Source organism: Pontibacter sp. FD36, assembly GCF_015686655.1.
In the GTDB taxonomy this organism is placed as follows: domain Bacteria; phylum Bacteroidota; class Bacteroidia; order Cytophagales; family Hymenobacteraceae; genus Pontibacter.
In genome coordinates this window covers 167,350-184,755 of the sequence record NZ_JADPMP010000005.1, presented here as the reverse complement: position 1 = coordinate 184,755, position 17,406 = coordinate 167,350, and the positions used below count along the sequence as shown (strand labels likewise).

Below are 17,406 nucleotides of genomic sequence, written 5' to 3'. Positions count from 1 at the left end.
TCTTGCCTGATTTCATATTTAAGGGTTAAATTGCGTATATTGCTCTACTAAGCCGCTCAAGCTATGCACTTTATCTGCGCTTGTGCTCTTTGATGCCTGTTTGATCTGTGTGTATGCGTCTATTTACCCTGACCCTGTTTCTAAGTCTTGCCTTTGTTCGTTTAGCTTTTGCGCAAACAACCGAACAAGGCCGTGGCTGCAGCACAGAGGCATACCTGGAGATTTTAAAACGACAGGACCCTGGCTTTGAGGAACGGAGTTTAAGAATGCAGCAGGCTGTACAGCAGCTCATGCGCCAGCGCCCGGCCGGGCAGGCCATGCAGCAGGCCACCATCACCATACCGGTGGTATTCCATGTAGTCTATAAAACCGGAAGCGAAAACATCAGCGATGCACAGGTGCTCTCGCAACTTGCCGTCCTGAACGAGGACTTTCGTCGTCTGAATGCGGACACTACCAATACACCCGATTACTTCCGGCCTTTTGCCGCTGACACCCGCATCGAGTTCTGCCTGGCCATAGTAGACCCGAACGGCAATCCGACATCAGGCATCACCCGCACCCAAACTACCAAAGAGAGCTTCAGCTATTTTTCGGATCAGATCAAGTCCACGGCTAATGGCGGCCTCGATGCCTGGGATACAAAACAGTATATGAACATCTGGATAGGGAATCTGGGCACCAGCAGCATTGGATACGCTTCCTCACCCAGCGCCTTACCCGACCGTGATGGAGTGGTGCTGCACTATCGTACAGTGGGAGCGGCTCCATTCAACAACAGCCTGTGGGCCTATAATCGGGGACGCACCGCTACGCACGAAGTAGGACATTGGCTGGGCCTGAAGCACATCTGGGGGAATGGGATGACCTGCAACGACTCCGATGACATTGACGACACGCCCAACCAGTTCACACAGACTGATGGCTGCCCTGACGGGATAGAAGTATCCTGTAACAATGGCCCTTATGGCAACATGTGGCAAAACTACATGGATTACTCCGACGATGCCTGTATGAGCCTTTTCACCAAAGGCCAGGGCGCTTACATGCAAGGTATACTACAGTCAGCCCGCAGGTATATGTTCGAGTCCACGGCCTGCACCGGTGAGTTGCGCTCTCGCTTCAGCACCGCTCAGCCTCAGGATACCTTGTTGGCTCCCGGCGATCAGGTTCAGCTCCTGGGCTCCTTTGCCGGCTTTAAACCCACGCAATGGCAATGGGAATTCGAGGGCGGCACACCGGCCACTTCCACAGACCAGAACCCCACCGTCAGGTATAACCGGCCGGGCAGGTACCGCGTCACCCTCACCACCTCCAACGGAAACTCAAGTCATACCCTCACCAAAGAAGACTACATCTACGTGACGTCTGACGAAGTGAAGGTATATCCCAATCCGGCGAAAGGCTATATCATACTGGAGCAGACAGCCCGTCAGCAAATTCAAGTGGTCGAGCTAATGAACCGTCACGGGCAGGTACTATTGCGCGAACAGGTAGCAGAGAGAGTGATCAGACTGGATGTGCAACACCTGCCGGCCGGTATATACCTCCTGCGCACGACCAGCACCAACGGCATTGCGGTTACCAAAGTGAGTATTGTAAAGTAACTGTGGCTACACCTTAGTACCCTTCGCCCTGCAGCGTAACCACTACTGTGCGTTTAGAGGCATGGTTGCGATGCTCGCACAGGTATACGCCTTGCCAGGTTCCCAGATTGAATTCCCCATCAGAGATTGGCACTGTAACAGAACTACCCAGCAAGGCAGCCTTCAGGTGCGCCGGCATATCATCAGGGCCCTCCATGGTATGGCGGTAATAGGGAGCGTTTTCAGGCACCATGTGATTGAAGTGGCTTTCAAAATCCTGCCGCACAGTGGGGTCCGCATCTTCGTTGATGCAAAGGCTGGCAGATGTATGCTTGATGAAAATATGCGCCAGCCCCACTCTGTAGTTCTCCAACTCAGGCACTTGTGCTGTCAGTAGGTCGGTGATCAGGTGAAAACCTCGTTTTACGGCAGGTAAGCGTATCTCTTTCTGAAACCACATGGAGTTTGATTTTTGAATTGGTGAATGAGTGATTGATTTTTAAATAACTTTTTGAAATACTCGATCATTATGGTTCATACGCGAATATACCATCCAGGTGGATTTAAATACCCAAAGCCCGCCCCTTCAGTTAATCGTTATGGCATACATCAATTGATTCGCTTATTTAGAAATCAATAGCCCTCTTAGTTTCATTCAACTTTTTGTCATCCTCAAAGGATCTTGGTAAAGAGGCCCACTACCCCCGCGTGTAGCAAAGGCTTAATCTCCGGGGCTAGGGGGCTCCTTTCAAACAAGTTTATCTATAGAATGACAACAAGTTTTGAACTGTTTTCTTAGAATGAAACGATCCTGCCTCAATCAATAACTCGCTCAAAGGCACCAATATCAGGATTAGTTGCACTACGGTTCACACCTCTGAAATCCTTGCTTATACCTGGCAGCGGCAGGGCAGCGCTGCTGGCGGGGGAGAGCGTATCGAGCCTGAAGTCCTGTTTGCGGACATCTTTGAACTTAGGGTCAATGTTGAGCAGGTTTCCGTTGATATTGAGCGTGTTTTTATAAGCCTCTGTGCGCAGTATGTTGTGCGCTACCTCTGCGGATATGTCACCCTCCAGCAGCACCTCGTTTGCGTAGCTGGAGCCATCGCTATACACGATGCTGTTGACCAGACGCAGCTGCGTGGGCTGGTTCCGGATCTCGGTGCCAGGTATAAAGTCAGCAACTACAAAGGCAGGCGTTTCGCGCTGCAGCTGGTTCTGATAATTGACAATGGTAGAGTATAGTATTTCGTAGTTGCCTCCACCTAAACCTCCAAAACTATATTGTCCGCAGTTCTGGATCAGGGTGTTCACTACTTTTACATCGGAAGTGAAAGCTACAATACCGTCCAGAAAAGCATACTGTATGGCGCAGCCCTCTATTAACGTACCTCCCTTACCGGGATTGCCGATCTGGAGGCCACGTATCGTGTTGCGAATGTCTGCGTAGCGGATGGTGTTGTTCTGGCTGCCTGTGAGGATGCGTATACCTTCCCACTGGCCAGGCGCATTAGCATAGGCTGGCTCGCGTCGTATACCTGAAAACGTAACCCGCTCCTCCGGCGTGCCCTCGACCTGCAGCGTACCGTTAATCAGCAACACAGCTTTATTTGTGGCGAAAATGCGAGCCCCTTTCTCAATAGTCAATGTTGCTCCTTCGCGCAAAAGCACCGTGTCCAGCAGCACGTGCGGTTTGCCAGCTGCCCAGGTGGTATTTCCGATTGCCCCCTTCTGATGAAACACCGCATCCTGTCCATAGGCTACCAGTTTCACGTTTTGCTGGTTCCCGTTTGTGTGGAACAAGATAGAGTCAGCTACCAGGAAAGGTTGGTTCTGATCAGCCGGATTGATGTTCACCCGCACCAGCACGTAAAGACTGTCCTGTCCGCGCAACTCGAGGTTGTTTGCAATCGGGGTTTCCTGTCCGTTGATGATCAGTTTATAAGGAGAGGTATTAGCGCCCCCCAGACTGATATTGCTGATGCGCACGGCATTTTTTTGAGGGTTGTATACCTTGAGGCGCCGCGTGACGCTGCCTTGCGTTACAAATACCGTATCAAACAGCACTGTATCCGCCGAAAAGCGCAGCATCGCATCCGGGTCGTTGGTCACGACCTCCTCTTTCGGCTCGCAACCTACCATTGAGAGCAGGAATAGAAGGGGCAGTATGGCAAGCAGGTATCTCAAATGGGGTTGATAATTAAATCGTTGATGATTACTTTATTTTTTAAACCTTAAAGAAAATAAACCAATACCTGTTGCCAAGCACATGACAATGGTAATTGATGCTGTAAGCATATAGACTGCTTTATCATGTAGGTATAGCATTCCGCAGAAAATAACGGTTATCGCAATGAGATGATAAAAAAGCTTACCCTGCTCTCTTGAGTTTTTCTTCTTTAGGTTTCTAAAGGCAAATATTTCCCTGCCTAAAAATACAATCTCAAATAAAGTAAAAGCAGCGTAAAGAATGAACATAGTTAATATAGTCGCATACAAACCATATTTATAAACCCCAACAGGTATAGCAATTGCAACCAGGCAAAGCGTAACAATGTTATCGGCTTCACTTATACCTCTTAGCTTCTCTCTACTGTATAAGATTAAGCTTTTCATACCTCTTCTCCCTAAGAATGGTTCCTCTTGTAGTTACCACCAATTTAAAATAAAAAAAGGAATGCAGCGCAGCTTTCGGCTGCACCACATTCCTAAATATATCCTACACTGACAGATTACTCGGCAGTAGCACCTTCTTTCAGACGCTCGGAGTTCTCTGCTATACGCAGCTCTTCCACGAAATCTTCAATACCACCATCCATTACGCTTGGCAGGTTGTATACGGTATAGCCGATACGGTGATCTGTTACACGGCCCTGTGGGTAGTTGTAAGTACGAATCTTGTCGGAGCGATCGCCGCTACCTACCATGCTCTTGCGCTGAGCACCTTCAGCCTCCAGTTTCTTGGCCAGTTCCTGCTCATAGATACGGGAGCGCAATACAGCAAGCGCTTTATCAAAGTTCTTCAGCTGCGACTTCTGGTCCTGGCACTGGGCCACCAAACCTGTTGGTAAGTGCGTCAGACGAACGGCTGAGTACGTCGTGTTTACCGACTGACCACCCGGGCCTGAAGAACAGAACAGGTCCTTACGGATGTCGTTCATGTCGAGCTCGATGTCAAACTCCTCTACCTCTGGCAGCACTACTACCGAGGCAACTGAGGTATGGATACGGCCCTGCGTTTCAGTAGCCGGCACACGCTGCACACGGTGCACGCCCGACTCGAATTTGAGCTTGCCGTACACGTCCTCGCCGGACATACCCACGATAATTTCTTTGTAACCGCCTGACGTGCCTTCTGTAGCATCGATCAGTTCGGTGCGCCAGCCCATCTTCTCAGCGAAGCGGGTATACATACGGTACAGGTCACCAGCGAAGATAGAAGCCTCATCGCCACCGGCACCAGCACGAATCTCCATAATGATGTCCTTGCTGTCGTTCGGGTCTTTCGGAATAAGCAGTTCTTTCAGCAACTCTTCCATTTGCTCGCGCTGTGGAATCAGTTCATCCAGTTCCTCCTTGGCCATTTCACGGAACTCCTCGTCTTTCTCCGTCGCAATCACCTGCTTGGCGCTGTCGATGTTGCTCAGGATGTTGAGGTACTTCTTATACTCTACTACTATCTTGTCAAGGTCTTTATACTCTTTATTCAGCGCTTTGAATTTCTTCATATCGCTGGCCACATCAGGCTGGATAAGCAGCTGGCTTACCTCCTCAAACCGGTGATTAATGGCTTCTAATTTATCTAACATCGTTCTGTTATGGTTTTATAGCTGCAAAGATACTAAATTGGCGTTGAAGTAATAAAACATAAGTATCAAGCAATGGGTTTATCTCTAGCTTATCTTAATACAAATTTGCTCTGAAAGATGTTCAACAGCCGCTCTTTGTCTGCCATCATAACCCTAAGTATAGTCCTGTTAGTTTCAAGCTGCGATGTGAAAGTAAAACCCATAGAAGGGGGAAAGGAAATCGCGCAGGAACTGGAGCGTCACAAAATCAAGCGCCTCACCCAGCAGGATATCCTCAATGCCGCCCTGAAACATGGCGATTCTATTGTGGTAGTGGCGCAGCGCCTGCACGTCCAACGCATGACCGAACACCTTGCGCAGGGCGGAGTGGAGGCGGCCATACCCTATTGCCAACCTGAGAACTACGAGGAAGTAGAAGCGCTGCAGCACAAGTTTGGCGCCATCTCGCGCCGCTTCAGCGAGCAACCACGCAACCCCCAAAACCAAGCCAAAGGGGCCACAGCCCAGGTGCTGGCCAGGTATAGCAGTGGGCAGGAGCGTGCATCAAAGGTTGAGGCGCTGACCAATGACGAGATCCGCTATACCTCCCCGATCTACCTGCGCGACGAGAGCTGCCTCAGCTGCCATGGCACGGTGGGGCAGGATATCAGCGAATCCGATTATGCTCTGATCAAAGAAAAATACCCACAGGACCAAGCCGTTGGCTACAGGAGAGGTGATTTGATGGGCATGTGGGAGCTTACATTCGATAAAATGGACCTGGTGGCCTACCTCAACGACCAACCCAAGAAAAGCCGACGCCCCCGCTAAACAATCCTCCTGGGTTGCTGTTTTAGCCCGGACGACCGTGTAATGGTGACAAACATCACTGCATCTTTGGTCTGAAACATTTAACTTTGCACCTAGTATGATTAGGCAATACCTGATCTGATGTTTAATCTTATAAAAAGAATAACATGGCTGTAATAGTAGCAACCGATAACGATTTCAATAACGTACTCAACTCAAACCAAAACGTGGTAGTGAAATACTACGCGGACTGGTGCGGCAGCTGCCGTTTGTTTTCGCCTAAGTTCAAGCGCATGTCTGACGAAGAAGTTTTTGCCAATGTGGCCTTCGTAGACGTTAACGCTGAAACAAGCCCTGAGGCCCGCAAACTGGCTGGTGTGACCAACCTCCCTTTCTTTGCCGTTTTCAAGAGTGGCAAACTGGTTGACACAGTGGCTGCCAGCAAAGAAGAAGCTGTACGTGATCTGATCAACAAACTGACTGTTTAAGAAATGAAGATACCCGCAATCAAGAAACTGGTAGAAACTGAGTCGCTGGAAAACCTGACGGCAGCCGAAGAGGCCCTGATGGAGGAGCAGCCGCTTGCCATTGAAGTAGAAGGAGATGACGAAGGCGAACAGCTGACACACGTGATAGCTGCTGCCTGGATCCTGAACTACATGAACGATAATGGCGTCGATTTCAAGACGGCTCTGCGTGAGTACACGAAAAAGGTGCGCGTTTCTATCAGCTAAGCTTATAACTGATAATTTCTAAAAGCATCAGGCCCCGAAGCGCATTGTTTCGGGGCCTGATGCTTTTTTTGTAGTATACTTTCAGTTTACATGCTATTCTTTGCAAAATATGATTCTGCCAGTTTTCCACCTAGGTCCGTACAAATGCCACGCACATAGTACAGGTAGATGCTGCGGAACACTTCTGCCAAATCATACTTTTCAGGCGGAAATGATACCGGGTTGATCATCATGAAGAATTGCTCCAGAATGATCTTTGTAACCAATTGCAGATTAATGTCTTTGCGGAAGTAACCCTGCAGTATGCCCCTGTTTAGAATCTCAGCGTTCACATGCTGGTTATTCTCAATCACATTCTGCATGCTCAACTGCCAGGCTTCCGGATATCTTTGCAGATCTGCGATATAAATGGGGTTCACTTGCTTAATGGTTCTGATACCATCCTGCAGGATCAGCATAATTTCCTCTACAGGGTTCGTAGCCTTGGAGAGCATTTCCATCTGCCTCCTGTTTTCTACTTCCATATCGTACAGGATCACCTGCTTCACCATATTCTCACGGCTCGAGAAAAGCTCCTGAAAAGTTGACTGACGGATATCAAGTTTCCTGATCAGATCTGCATCTGAGTTCGCCTCTATACCTTCCTGCTTAAAGATCTGCAAGAGTTCACCTAATATGGTTTCTAAAAAAGTCATGGAGTAGGGTAAGTCATCAAGCTTGTGCATGGAATAGGTATGTACTCAATACGCAGTTAGATGCTTGATGTATATATTAACTTGTATTTTAAAGCTTGCAAATGTAATATAATGCAAGGCGCCTTACAAGCTATTCCCTAATCTGTTACGGGTAGGCCTACAGTAAGGTCCAGATGCTGATGAAGAACACCGCCTGTACCAAGTAAACGTAAGGCGCCAGCCGGTTATGCTTGTAGATAGGGGCTTTTTGGAAATAAACCTGAAACAGGAAAGACAACCCCAGCCACCCTGTGTAATTAGACCATGGAATATGCCCTCCATGCCAATCCCAGAAGTCAAAAGCCACAGCCACCGGCTCCAGAAAGAAATCGAGCCCAACCATAAGTAGCGCAGCCAGCGCAGCTCTGGCAAGCCAATGCAGCTGTACCGTATTGACCAAATGCCCCGAAGTGTAAACGAGCATCAGCCAATTAAGCCCGATCAATAGCGGCACGTCCAGCACTTTTATACCTAAAGACTCCCCATAAGCATAGTCCCCAAACAGTAAGCCAGTGTGTATACCTAACACCTCTGCAAAGAAACCAGCTGCCATGATTGTAACCGCAAAGAGTATAAAGGCGACATTCCAGCGCCTATGAAAGGAAAAAAGCAGGAAGTTAGTCAGGAGCAGGTTCATGGGCGTAAGCCGCTGAAACTTTTCGGGTTCGCCACTAAACATTAGCCCCCAGAAGCCTACTGCATGAAAAATAGCCAACACACCTAAAGCTATGCCAAAAGCATATGGTTTAAGCCGTTCTTGCAGAGGTATAGCCGGTTGGTATGTTTGAGTGGTATCAGGCATGCTGTTTAGATTTGTTAGCAGGTGTTACGACAGGCAAAAGATCTCCTACTATACGGGCAGAAAGCAGGCAGAGTGGTATGCCTCCCCCAGGATGCACGCTGCCCCCGCAGAAGTAAAGCCCCTTGAGTTTTGAGCTGAAGTTCGGGTGCCGCAGAAATGCCGCCATGCGGTTGTTGGAGCTGCTGCCGTAGAGCGCCCCCGCATACGATGAAGTCTGCTGCTCAATCAGCAGCGGGTCCAACACTTGTTCGCAGGCAATCACCTGTTGCAGATCTGTCTGTAACATGCGACTCAGCTTATTAGTCACGGCCTGGCGGGTAGTGTTGATGAGCTGCTCCCAGTCCTGCCCCTGGTGGTGCGGCACGTTCACCATCACAAACCAGTTCTCAGAACCTGCCGGGGCATCACTCTTTTCCATTTTGGAGGTGATGTTCACATACACGGTCGGGTCCGGGCTGATGGACTTGTGCCGGAAAATGTGCTCAAACTCTTGCTTATAGTCCTGGCTAAAGAAAATGTTGTGCAGGTGCAGCTCCGGAAACTCACGAGCTATACCCCAGTAGTAGATCAATGCAGAGCTGGAGCGCGGCTGCTGTAGCGTTTGCTCCGGAGCAGGCTGGTCGGGCAGCAAGCGGCGGTAAGTCGGCACCACATCCATGTTGCTCACTACCACCTCGGCGCTATACCTGCCCGAGCTGGTTTCTATACCTGTTGCTTTGCCATTTTGGGTGATAATCCGCTCCACCCGTTCGTTATACCTGAAGGTTACACCCAGCTCCTCTGCCAGCTTTACCAGACTAGCGGCGATGCTGTAAATGCCTCCTTTCGGATAGAAGGCACCGATGTTGTGCTCCAGATGCGGAATCAGATTGAGTGTACCCGGCGCCTGGTAGGGGTCAGAGCCGTTATAGGTGGCAAAGCGGTCGAGCAGCTGCACAAATCGAGAGTCATCAAATAGCCTGGCATTAGCGTCGTGCATAGTTGTCGTCAGCCCTAGGTCAGACAGACAACCCAGCGCCTTGAGCAAATCGGCGCTCAGATAGGTACTGGCCTTGTGAAGCGACTTGTGCAGAAAAGTATCAGCGGTCCCTTTATAAAGCCGGGCACTTTTGGCCAGCACATCCCGTACATCCTGCGCCTTTACACCCAGTTGTTGCTCTGCCTCACTCGCAAAGGTCTCGGCATCGGCGTAGGCTCTCAGACGGCTGCCATCAGGCCAGAAGTAGTGCGTGATCGGGTCGAGACGGGTATAGGTGAAGTAATCGGTAGGGTTGCGACCAGCCAAAGTGAAGAGTTCGTCGACCAGGTGCGGCAGCGTGAACAGCGAAGGCCCGGCATCAAAGCGATAGCCCTGCAGGTCGAACTGGTGCATTTTGCCCCCAAATGAAGCGTTGGCCTCAAACACCGTCACATCATAGCCTTTCACCGCCAGCCTGATAGCCGTGGCGATGCCCCCTATACCTGAACCGATGATGGCCGCTTTTGTCATACTCTAATTTAAGGAGATTATTTCTTCTCTGCACTTAACTGAAAGGGTATAGCAAAGGTTTTAATGATTTGACTCTTTACTATAGGGCTGATCCCGTTGTGGACCTATACCTCCGGCGCTTGTCTATACCTGAGGCTCAGCCAAGCTCTACCTGTCTGAATAGCCTTCTGTAAACCGGCCCGCGCATGCCAAAGCCAGCCAGCATGAGCGGGTAAAGCAACAAGTCGAGTGCTTTATACCCTGAGCTATAGTCGATGATGTCGTGTATCATGGCGCCACTGCCCAGCTCTGTTACCAAATGCTTGTGTCGCCAGCTGCGGAGGGGCGGGGGCACTTCCTGGCCTTCGTCCACAAACCAGGCAGCTGTATCCGTTATCTTCCGCTCCGTGATCAGGCTGGTCCAGCGAAAGGACTTTATACCTGTCTGCAGCTCTACCTCCACCACGTCACCAGGAGCACTGCCATCAAACCGCAGCAGCTTCAGCCGCGGGTAGGGCGGAGCCAACTCCCGAAACAGCTGCTCGTCAAAAGCATTAAAAACGCTCATAAAGTCTTGCTGTACTATCGTATTCAGGTGGAGGCGCATTTTTTAATTGTTGATGGTTAAATTGTTCGTTCTCTGGCTAACCTTTCTTTTTAGGGCAGAGTTATTTCATTTTAAAAAAGCATACTTTAAAATCATTGTCATTCAGAAAGAAACCTGGGCGGAGGGATGATAAGCCTTTAGTAAATGCGACCAAGATTCTTCCAGGATGACAGAAAGGATAAATTGCAACGACCCTAGGTGGTACAGGCATATCTTTCACTCAAACCCAGTTTTACCCCAAAGGTTTATACCTGTTCTAAAACAAAAGCCACAACACGGTTCATGCTGCGGCTTTGGCAAAATCATTCGCTATCGAACCAACAATTTAACAATCAATTGTTTAACTCAACAGATTGTCAATATCTTCTTTTGTCAGGCTCTTGATGATGTTTTCATCCGTACTGATCAGATCGGTTACGAGTTGAATCTTACGGTTCTGCAGGGCCAGGATCTTTTCCTCTACAGTGTCTTTGGTGATGAACTTGTAAGTAAATACCTTGTTCTGCTGCCCGATACGATGGGCACGGTCCACGGCTTGCGCCTCAACAGCCGGGTTCCACCACGGGTCCAGGATAAACACATAGTCAGCGGCGGTTAGATTTAGGCCCACACCACCGGCTTTCAGTGAGATCAGGAACACCTGTATGCTTGGATCATTCTGGAAAAGCTCTACCTGCTGCTGGCGGTTTTTGGTGTTGCCGTCCAGGTATGCGTAGGTGATCTCCTTTTCATTCAGTACCTGCCGTATGATTTCCAGATGTTTCACGAATTGACTGAAGATAAGCACTTTGTGTCCCTTGGCCACTATACTCTTGGTCATGCGCATCACCTCTTTCAGCTTACCCGACTCCCCTTCATAGCTTGGATCGGTCATGGAAGGGTGATTGGCAATCTGGCGGAGCTTCATCAGACCCTGCAAGAGCATAAACTGTGTATTGCCCGGCCCGTTTTCCTCCAGGTTAGTCAGGATTTTGTTGCGGTAATACGACTTTGTTTCTTCGTAGGCATGCTCCTGCTCCTCCGTCATTTTGCAGAAAGTGGTGTGCTCAATCTTCGGCGGCAGCTCACGGGCCACCTGCGACTTATGCCTGCGTAGAATAAAAGGCTTGATCAGCGCGTGCAGTCGGCGTGTCTTGTGCTCGTCCTTCTCCTTCTCGATCGGCTTCAGGAACTCATTTCGGAAGAAGTGCTGATTGCCCAGCAAGCCCGGGTTGATGAACGACATTTGCGACCACAGGTCCATGGTGCTATTCTCAACCGGCGTACCTGTCAGGATCAAGCGGTGACGCGATTTGAGTGAGCGTACTGCCTTAGAGGTATTAGAGTCAGGGTTTTTGATAGCCTGTGACTCGTCCAGTATAATGTAGTCGAAGTAATAGGTCTTGAGCAGTTCCGTATCGAGGCGCACTATGCCGTAGGAGGTCAGTATCAGGTCATAGTCCTTGAACTGCTCCACGTTTTTGTCGCGGTAAGTACCCGTGTAAGTCAGGATGCGCAATTCCGGCGTAAACTTCTGTGCCTCGTTCAGCCAGTTGTAGATCAGTGAAGTTGGCATCACCAGCAGGGAGGCCGATTCGGCGCCGTTCTCTTTGCGGTGCTGCAGCATAGCTAAGGTCTGCACGGTCTTACCCAAGCCCATGTCATCAGCCAGGCAACCACCAAACTTGTAGTCCTTTACAAAGTGCAGCCAGTTGTATCCTGCCTTCTGATAAGGACGCAGCTCACCCTGGAAGCCAGCTGGCAAAGGCTTGTCTTCTATTTCGCCAAACTCACGCAGCTTCTCCAACTTGCGCGTCATCGTTACCTGCGCCAGATTACCGTTCTGCAGGTCGTTTACTAGCGCCATGTGGTGCTTGCGCAGCGTAAGCTGGTGTTCGCCTTCCGAGAAGGCAAACAGCTCGATATACTGCGTGAACCACTCTTCAGGTATAATGGCCACCTGCCCGTTTGGCAACAGGTACTCGTTGTTGCGGGTCAGGATATGGTTTTTGAGCTTGATAAAAGGAATTTCGAATTCGCCGAAACGCACCGTTCCATAAATGTCGAACCAGTCGTTGTTTTCGGTTATACCTACATTTACAGAGATCTCACCTATAAAATAGTTTTTACCGCTTTTCTCAGACTGCTCCACCGTAAACCCTAGTTCCTCCAGCGCCTGCAGGTTGTTGTTGAGCCATGAGAAAGCAGCGCCTTTATCCAGCACAGCCTGTCCGTTCTTCACTTCCAACTCACGATTGGCAAGCTCTTTTACGTACTGCTTTTCGTGCACTGCATCACGTATCAGCTTATGGAAAATGTAGGAATCCTCCGTCTTTTCCATGCTCACACTGATGCGCTTGGCATCCTGGGCCTCTACCATGTGGTCGCCATACCTGAACGACAGGTTAAACAGTATCTTGTCGGCCGCGGCAGCCTTATCCACTTTGCTCGCCTCACTGCCTCCGTTGCTCAGCAGCGCAGACACCTCAGCCGACTTGATCTCAGAGAAGTTCAGATGAGGCTTAGGCCGAAACTCCTGCGGTTTGATCTCAAAGCCGTTTGGTTTCACGTCAAAGGACTCCACCAGGGAGGTCACGAACTTACGGTAGTAATTCTCCTCTACCGATCGTGGAATCAGAATAAACTTCTTATTCAGGAAGGGCTGTAGCTTTTTGCCATCAATGCCATTCTCAAAACTATAAACCACCCCATCCAGCATCAGCCACGCAGGCTCGTAGCAGATCAGGGCAGCATTGCGGTACTGGAAGTTCAGCTTTTCGCCTTTGTATTTGATGGTAGGGTAGTAGTGGGTATTGTCTTCGTTTCGGTGTAAGTGAAAGCGCACAGTCGCCTTGTCAGCCGCCACCTGAATCTCTTTCCAGGCAGGGTCACCGTCTTTACCCATGATGAACGTGCGCCGGTCCTCGAGCATTGCCAGAATTTTGCCCATGCGCACCTGTATGTAATGGCTGATCGCCTCCTGCATGTTTTTATCGCCCTTTTCTGGGTCGTATACCTTCAGGAAAAAATCAGCAGGAGATAGCTTCTTGGGAGAGAATTTTTTCAGTACAGCGTCCTGCTGGATCTGATCGATCAAAGCAATTAGCTTGAAATCTTTGTCATCGAGACGGGAAGCAAATTCATCGGCGTTTTTGGCAGAAATATTCTGGTGCTGTAAAGTCAGCTGCCCCTTGGTATTGATCTGCACCACAAAAGATTCGAACAGGTATCCCAGGTATTCGTGTTCAAACAACGAATAGATTACCTGAAACGGCTGTGTGGTGTATACTTTCATACAAGTACAATTTTAGGACTTCAAATTTACTCCCAAAACTCCTGATTTCCTACCTTGCACTCTTGAAATTACCGCCGCAAATCAAACTATTTTTATATTTTCAGTATATAATTACACGCAATAACACATTAAAGACTTTTAATCTCAATATATAGTGTTAAGCATATATTAGATAGCGCTCTGAAACTCCTCATCAGATTTAAGCTCGCTTCTGATCACCTGTGATTTGTCTGCTCTTACCAGGCTAATCGCATCATCCTGAGCCAGGAAAACATTTTCCTCCGTCCAATCCCAGGCAGCATTCATAGGCAGATTCACACCGCCTGCGCTGAACCACACTTTGATCGTATCGCCTTGGCTAGTCAGGTATATATAATTGAAAGATTGCTGGCTTGAAGCAGTAAAAGGTATACGGGGGCAGGAAGCCAACTGTGCCAGCACTTCCTGGTCGTTCCGGAACCAGTGCTGCAGAAAGCCCAGATGCTCATTGGAGCACTGGTAACCCAACTTCAATGCAGATAGGGCCTTGCATTTCAGGTTGCTGAATTCCGGGTTAGCTATGCCATCCCAGTCACACTCACTGCCGATAAAGGTGGCAACATAGCCTAACGCTGCCCGCTCGGCATCAGTCAGCTCCTCGGCCAGCTTCTGATCAATTGTGATGCTGCTAATAGAGTCCTGCAGGCTGACATCGTATACCTGCTCACGCCACAAAAAAGGGACTTTGCTTCGAGTTACGGTATGGGCCTCTGTTTCGGCCGGCGCTATACCTGCTGCAGTTTCCTCTGTCGAGGTATCGGTTTCGGTTGAAGAGCAGCCAAGCAGGAGGACTAAAGAAAACAGTGGAAGAGCTCTCAAGACAAGTAGCGTGAAGCGTGAAAAAGGGCGGAGTCTATACCTTACAGGTTGTCCCGCACGGACATGGCTGCAGCTTTGCGAGCCGGACGTATAGACACCAGCATGGTGATGATTATGATGGCGGCACCCGTCAGCACAAAGTCCATCAATTTAAGCTTAACAGGGTAGGAATCAACCACCGAAGTGGCCATACCCATCGAAACAATGCCGAAGGTCTGCTGCAGGTTGGCAATCAGCATCCCCAGCGACAGGCCATAGGACGCCCCGATAAAAGCCACCAAAGCGCCTTCAATCAAAAATATGTTGCGGATCTGCTCTTTAGTGGCGCCCATGGAAGCAAGCACTGCGATATCCTTCTTCTTATCAATGACAAGCATGGAGAGGGAGAAGAAGATATTGAGCGAGGCTATAAGCAAAATGAAGGCAAAGGTGATGAACACAAAAAGCTTCTCAACCTTCACAGCACGCAGCAGGCTGGTGTGCTGTTCGTCACTATTCTGCACCAGGAAGCTCTCGCCCAGTACTTTTTGCAAAGAGCGTTTCACTATTTCGATGCGGTAACCATCCTCTACCTTGATCTCAATGGCGGTTCGCCGCCGACCGTACTCCATTAACTCCTCCGCAAACTGGATGGGTACAAACACATAGGCGTCGTCATACTGCCGTTCGATGGCAAACACGCCGCCTGGGGTTATCTGTAGTGATTTAAAGGCCCCTTCGGGATTGAGTGGGTTAAATTTTGTATTGCGCGGATACAGGAACTGCATGTACGTGAACTGACTGCTCGTCCTGATGGAGAGCTGATACTGAACGCCCCGGCCTACCAGCGCGTAGTAATTGTCGTTGGTATACAGGTTGTAGTCACCCTCCACTACCGAAGAGCCGATACGGTTCTGCTCAAAGAAGTTTTCACTCACACCCTTGACCTTCACCACCATCTGGCGGTCATTGTAGCGCAGTAGCGCATTGTCCTCTATAACCTCAGTCACCAGCGCTACACCAGGAGTGCGGCGTATGCGGTTCATGAACTCGGTATCCGTTTCGAATGACTTGCCCTCTGCCGCAGATATTTTCAGGTTAGGGTCGAAGCTGGTGTAGATCGTGCGAATAAGGTCTTCGAGGCCATTGAACACCGACAGCACAATAATAAGGGCTGCCGTACCCACTGCCACCCCGATCATGGCAATGTTGGAGATAATGCTAATGATGTTCCTCTTCTTCTTAGAGAAAAAATAACGCTTCGCTATGAGATAAGGGACGTTCATTTAGCAGGTATGGGTGCTTGGGCTAAAGGTTGATTGTTCTTACAAAAATTAATTTCATTGACTGCCAACTCTCTTCTAATTGTCTAGGCTTTAGAATGAGCTAAGGTCTGCTATACCTTGTTGATGTGAAATCAGGTCTTTGGTCTCTTCCTGTCTTTCCAGCAATTTAATCATTTTGCGGGATCAACAATTTAACAATCTACAATTAACCTCTTTAATTTATTTCCAGGCCTTCACGATCAGGCCTGTGCCTGAGGCATGCTTGCCGTTTACATCAACCCAGTTCAGCACAAGGCTTATCGGGAAAGTAATCAGGTAGTAGAATGGCAGCAGGATAAAAAAGGCTTTGGACGTATTAAGCATCAAGAGCGGGTACTTCATAGACAGCCGCCATGAGATTTGCCCTGGCTTGCCATAGGAGTAGCGCGCTTCTACTTTGCTGAAGCCTGCAGAAAAGAGCTTATCCTGAATTTCCTGAATGTTATAGCCGTCACGCACGTGCTCTTCTATAAACGACGTTTCATCGTCACCATGCACATCAGAACCGCCCTGATCAGATGGGGTGGAAATAACCAGCATACCACCTGGTACCAGTGACGCCTGAAAGTTGCGGAATACTTCCACGTCTTCCAGGATATGCTCCATCACGTCTACTGAAAGAATCAGGTCGTAGGTGTTCTCTTCACGATATTTTACCAGGTCGCCTATGCGAAACAGCACGTTCTGCCGGCCTATGGCTCTGAAAAAACGATTGCTGTCAGATATCTGCTCCTCTTTTACGTCGACAGCCAGTATACTCCATTTGCTACTCTGACTGGAGAGCCAGTAAGTATACTGTCCGAAGCCAGAGCCTGCATCCAGTATGTGTTGCTCTTCGTTTTTGCGGTTGGCAGCCCACTCGCGCAATTCCTTGTGCACGTGCCAGGCACGCAGCAGGAGCAGGTCCAGCATGTTATAAAATACGCGGCGCAAAAATGGGGTCTTGTTAAACACATCGCCCAGCACGCGCTTGATCGGATCGTACTGCATAAGGGTGTTCCTGATTCTTAGCGGGTATAGGTATCGTCCTCCTCGTCTTCCTCGGGAGCAGGTGGTATGTCCAGGCCGGAAAACAGCTTGTCGATCTTGGCGGCATACTCAGCAGTATCGTCCAGAAAGAATACAAGCTCGGGTATAACACGCACCTGCTTCTTGATGCGCTGGGCTAGCAGATGACGAATGGTTTTGGTATTGACCCGCAGTTCCTGCAGGAGCATTTCAATGCCGTCTTTGGCGTTCATTACGCTCAGGTATACACGTGCCAAACCAAGGTCAGGCGACATACGCACGACGCTTACCGATATATAGGCTCCGCCGAACAAGTGTGGCACTTCCCGTTGGAATATCTCTGCCAACTCCCTCTGAATAAGGCGCGAAAACTTCTGTTGTCTTTTACTTTCCATATTGAAGATGCAAATATCATATTAATTTCGCATTTTTA

17 protein-coding genes are annotated in these 17,406 nt (G+C 49.3%); 4 read left to right on the top strand and 13 right to left on the bottom strand.

Going from position 1 to position 17,406, the window contains the following annotated elements; all coding sequences use genetic code 11:
• The first annotated feature begins 113 nt into the window (after window positions 1–113).
• Window positions 114–1,607 (top strand): M43 family zinc metalloprotease, encoded by a 1,494-nt coding sequence (locus I0P70_RS08695; RefSeq protein ID WP_196116716.1) that lies wholly within the window; start codon window positions 114–116, stop codon window positions 1,605–1,607.
• Window positions 1,608–1,620: 13 nt separating this feature from the next.
• On the opposite strand, the gene I0P70_RS08690 is transcribed toward I0P70_RS08695, so the two are convergent.
• The 4 genes from I0P70_RS08690 to prfA all read right to left on the bottom strand — a co-directional run bounded on the left by I0P70_RS08690 (window position 1,621) and on the right by prfA (window position 5,395).
• Window positions 1,621–2,046 (bottom strand): secondary thiamine-phosphate synthase enzyme YjbQ, encoded by a 426-nt coding sequence (locus I0P70_RS08690; protein WP_196116706.1) that lies wholly within the window; start codon window positions 2,044–2,046, stop codon window positions 1,621–1,623.
• Between the two features lie 356 nt (window positions 2,047–2,402).
• Window positions 2,403–3,773 carry a hypothetical protein gene (locus I0P70_RS08685; protein WP_196116703.1) on the bottom strand — a complete coding sequence of 457 codons (1,371 nt, stop codon included), beginning with the start codon at window positions 3,771–3,773 and terminating at the stop codon, window positions 2,403–2,405.
• 33 nt (window positions 3,774–3,806) lie between these two features.
• Window positions 3,807–4,202 carry a hypothetical protein gene (locus I0P70_RS08680; protein WP_196116701.1) on the bottom strand — a complete coding sequence of 132 codons (396 nt, stop codon included), beginning with the start codon at window positions 4,200–4,202 and terminating at the stop codon, window positions 3,807–3,809.
• A 116-nt stretch (window positions 4,203–4,318) separates the two neighbouring features.
• A complete protein-coding gene (gene prfA / locus I0P70_RS08675; RefSeq protein ID WP_196116699.1) occupies window positions 4,319–5,395 on the bottom strand; it encodes a peptide chain release factor 1 in 1,077 nt (358 codons plus the stop codon).
• A 186-nt stretch (window positions 5,396–5,581) separates the two neighbouring features.
• On the opposite strand from prfA, the gene I0P70_RS08670 reads away from it, so the two are divergent.
• The 3 genes from I0P70_RS08670 to I0P70_RS08660 all read left to right on the top strand — a co-directional run bounded on the left by I0P70_RS08670 (window position 5,582) and on the right by I0P70_RS08660 (window position 6,918).
• A complete protein-coding gene (locus I0P70_RS08670; protein ID WP_196116697.1) occupies window positions 5,582–6,205 on the top strand; it encodes a DUF3365 domain-containing protein in 624 nt (207 codons plus the stop codon).
• Between the two features lie 146 nt (window positions 6,206–6,351).
• Window positions 6,352–6,672, top strand: coding sequence for a co-chaperone YbbN (locus I0P70_RS08665; protein ID WP_196116695.1), 321 nt, complete (start codon window positions 6,352–6,354; stop codon window positions 6,670–6,672).
• A 3-nt stretch (window positions 6,673–6,675) separates the two neighbouring features.
• A complete protein-coding gene (locus I0P70_RS08660) occupies window positions 6,676–6,918 on the top strand; it encodes a hypothetical protein (protein WP_007659864.1) in 243 nt (80 codons plus the stop codon).
• Window positions 6,919–7,004: 86 nt separating this feature from the next.
• Here the strand turns inward: I0P70_RS08660 and I0P70_RS08655 are convergent, their stop codons facing one another.
• The 9 genes from I0P70_RS08655 to rbfA form a co-directional block, all read right to left on the bottom strand.
• Window positions 7,005–7,613 (bottom strand): TetR/AcrR family transcriptional regulator, encoded by a 609-nt coding sequence (locus I0P70_RS08655; RefSeq protein WP_196117034.1) that lies wholly within the window; start codon window positions 7,611–7,613, stop codon window positions 7,005–7,007.
• A 157-nt stretch (window positions 7,614–7,770) separates the two neighbouring features.
• A complete protein-coding gene (locus I0P70_RS08650; RefSeq protein WP_196116693.1) occupies window positions 7,771–8,454 on the bottom strand; it encodes a carotenoid biosynthesis protein in 684 nt (227 codons plus the stop codon).
• Window positions 8,447–9,943, bottom strand: coding sequence for a 1-hydroxycarotenoid 3,4-desaturase CrtD (gene crtD, locus I0P70_RS08645; protein ID WP_196116691.1), 1,497 nt, complete (start codon window positions 9,941–9,943; stop codon window positions 8,447–8,449). Before crtD ends, I0P70_RS08650 begins: the two co-directional genes overlap by 8 nt.
• 136 nt (window positions 9,944–10,079) lie before the next feature.
• Window positions 10,080–10,490, bottom strand: a complete 411-nt coding sequence (locus I0P70_RS08640; protein ID WP_230392078.1) for a hypothetical protein — start codon at window positions 10,488–10,490, stop codon at window positions 10,080–10,082.
• Between the two features lie 379 nt (window positions 10,491–10,869).
• Window positions 10,870–13,803 (bottom strand): DEAD/DEAH box helicase, encoded by a 2,934-nt coding sequence (locus tag I0P70_RS08635; RefSeq protein WP_196116687.1) that lies wholly within the window; start codon window positions 13,801–13,803, stop codon window positions 10,870–10,872.
• 168 nt (window positions 13,804–13,971) lie between these two features.
• The gene (locus I0P70_RS08630; RefSeq protein WP_196116685.1) at window positions 13,972–14,661 is read right to left on the bottom strand and encodes a hypothetical protein; all 690 of its coding nucleotides are present in this window, start codon (window positions 14,659–14,661) and stop codon (window positions 13,972–13,974) included.
• A 41-nt stretch (window positions 14,662–14,702) separates the two neighbouring features.
• Window positions 14,703–15,926: an FtsX-like permease family protein gene (locus I0P70_RS08625; protein WP_196116683.1), complete on the bottom strand. Its 1,224-nt coding sequence runs from the start codon at window positions 15,924–15,926 to the stop codon at window positions 14,703–14,705.
• 219 nt (window positions 15,927–16,145) lie between these two features.
• Window positions 16,146–16,955 (bottom strand): bifunctional 2-polyprenyl-6-hydroxyphenol methylase/3-demethylubiquinol 3-O-methyltransferase UbiG, encoded by an 810-nt coding sequence (locus I0P70_RS08620; RefSeq protein WP_196116681.1) that lies wholly within the window; start codon window positions 16,953–16,955, stop codon window positions 16,146–16,148.
• 17 nt (window positions 16,956–16,972) lie between these two features.
• The gene (rbfA, locus tag I0P70_RS08615) at window positions 16,973–17,368 is read right to left on the bottom strand and encodes a 30S ribosome-binding factor RbfA (RefSeq protein WP_196116679.1); all 396 of its coding nucleotides are present in this window, start codon (window positions 17,366–17,368) and stop codon (window positions 16,973–16,975) included.
• Between the last annotated feature and the right edge of the window lie 38 nt (window positions 17,369–17,406).

What these genes read in the sequence shown, in the direction of transcription:
- I0P70_RS08695 (WP_196116716.1), top strand. Translation starts at nt 114, where the DNA reads ATGCGTCTATTTACCCTGACCCTGTTTCTAAGTCTTGCCTTTGTTCGT.
- I0P70_RS08690 (WP_196116706.1), bottom strand. Translation starts at nt 2,046, where the DNA reads ATGTGGTTTCAGAAAGAGATACGCTTACCTGCCGTAAAACGAGGTTTT.
- I0P70_RS08680 (WP_196116701.1), bottom strand. Translation starts at nt 4,202, where the DNA reads ATGAAAAGCTTAATCTTATACAGTAGAGAGAAGCTAAGAGGTATAAGT.
- prfA (WP_196116699.1), bottom strand. Translation starts at nt 5,395, where the DNA reads ATGTTAGATAAATTAGAAGCCATTAATCACCGGTTTGAGGAGGTAAGC.
- I0P70_RS08665 (WP_196116695.1), top strand. Translation starts at nt 6,352, where the DNA reads ATGGCTGTAATAGTAGCAACCGATAACGATTTCAATAACGTACTCAAC.
- I0P70_RS08660 (WP_007659864.1), top strand. Translation starts at nt 6,676, where the DNA reads ATGAAGATACCCGCAATCAAGAAACTGGTAGAAACTGAGTCGCTGGAA.
- I0P70_RS08655 (WP_196117034.1), bottom strand. Translation starts at nt 7,613, where the DNA reads ATGACTTTTTTAGAAACCATATTAGGTGAACTCTTGCAGATCTTTAAG.
- I0P70_RS08650 (WP_196116693.1), bottom strand. Translation starts at nt 8,454, where the DNA reads ATGCCTGATACCACTCAAACATACCAACCGGCTATACCTCTGCAAGAA.
- crtD (WP_196116691.1), bottom strand. Translation starts at nt 9,943, where the DNA reads ATGACAAAAGCGGCCATCATCGGTTCAGGTATAGGGGGCATCGCCACG.
- I0P70_RS08640 (WP_230392078.1), bottom strand. Translation starts at nt 10,490, where the DNA reads ATGAGCGTTTTTAATGCTTTTGACGAGCAGCTGTTTCGGGAGTTGGCT.
- I0P70_RS08635 (WP_196116687.1), bottom strand. Translation starts at nt 13,803, where the DNA reads ATGAAAGTATACACCACACAGCCGTTTCAGGTAATCTATTCGTTGTTT.
- I0P70_RS08625 (WP_196116683.1), bottom strand. Translation starts at nt 15,926, where the DNA reads ATGAACGTCCCTTATCTCATAGCGAAGCGTTATTTTTTCTCTAAGAAG.
- I0P70_RS08620 (WP_196116681.1), bottom strand. Translation starts at nt 16,955, where the DNA reads ATGCAGTACGATCCGATCAAGCGCGTGCTGGGCGATGTGTTTAACAAG.
- rbfA (WP_196116679.1), bottom strand. Translation starts at nt 17,368, where the DNA reads ATGGAAAGTAAAAGACAACAGAAGTTTTCGCGCCTTATTCAGAGGGAG.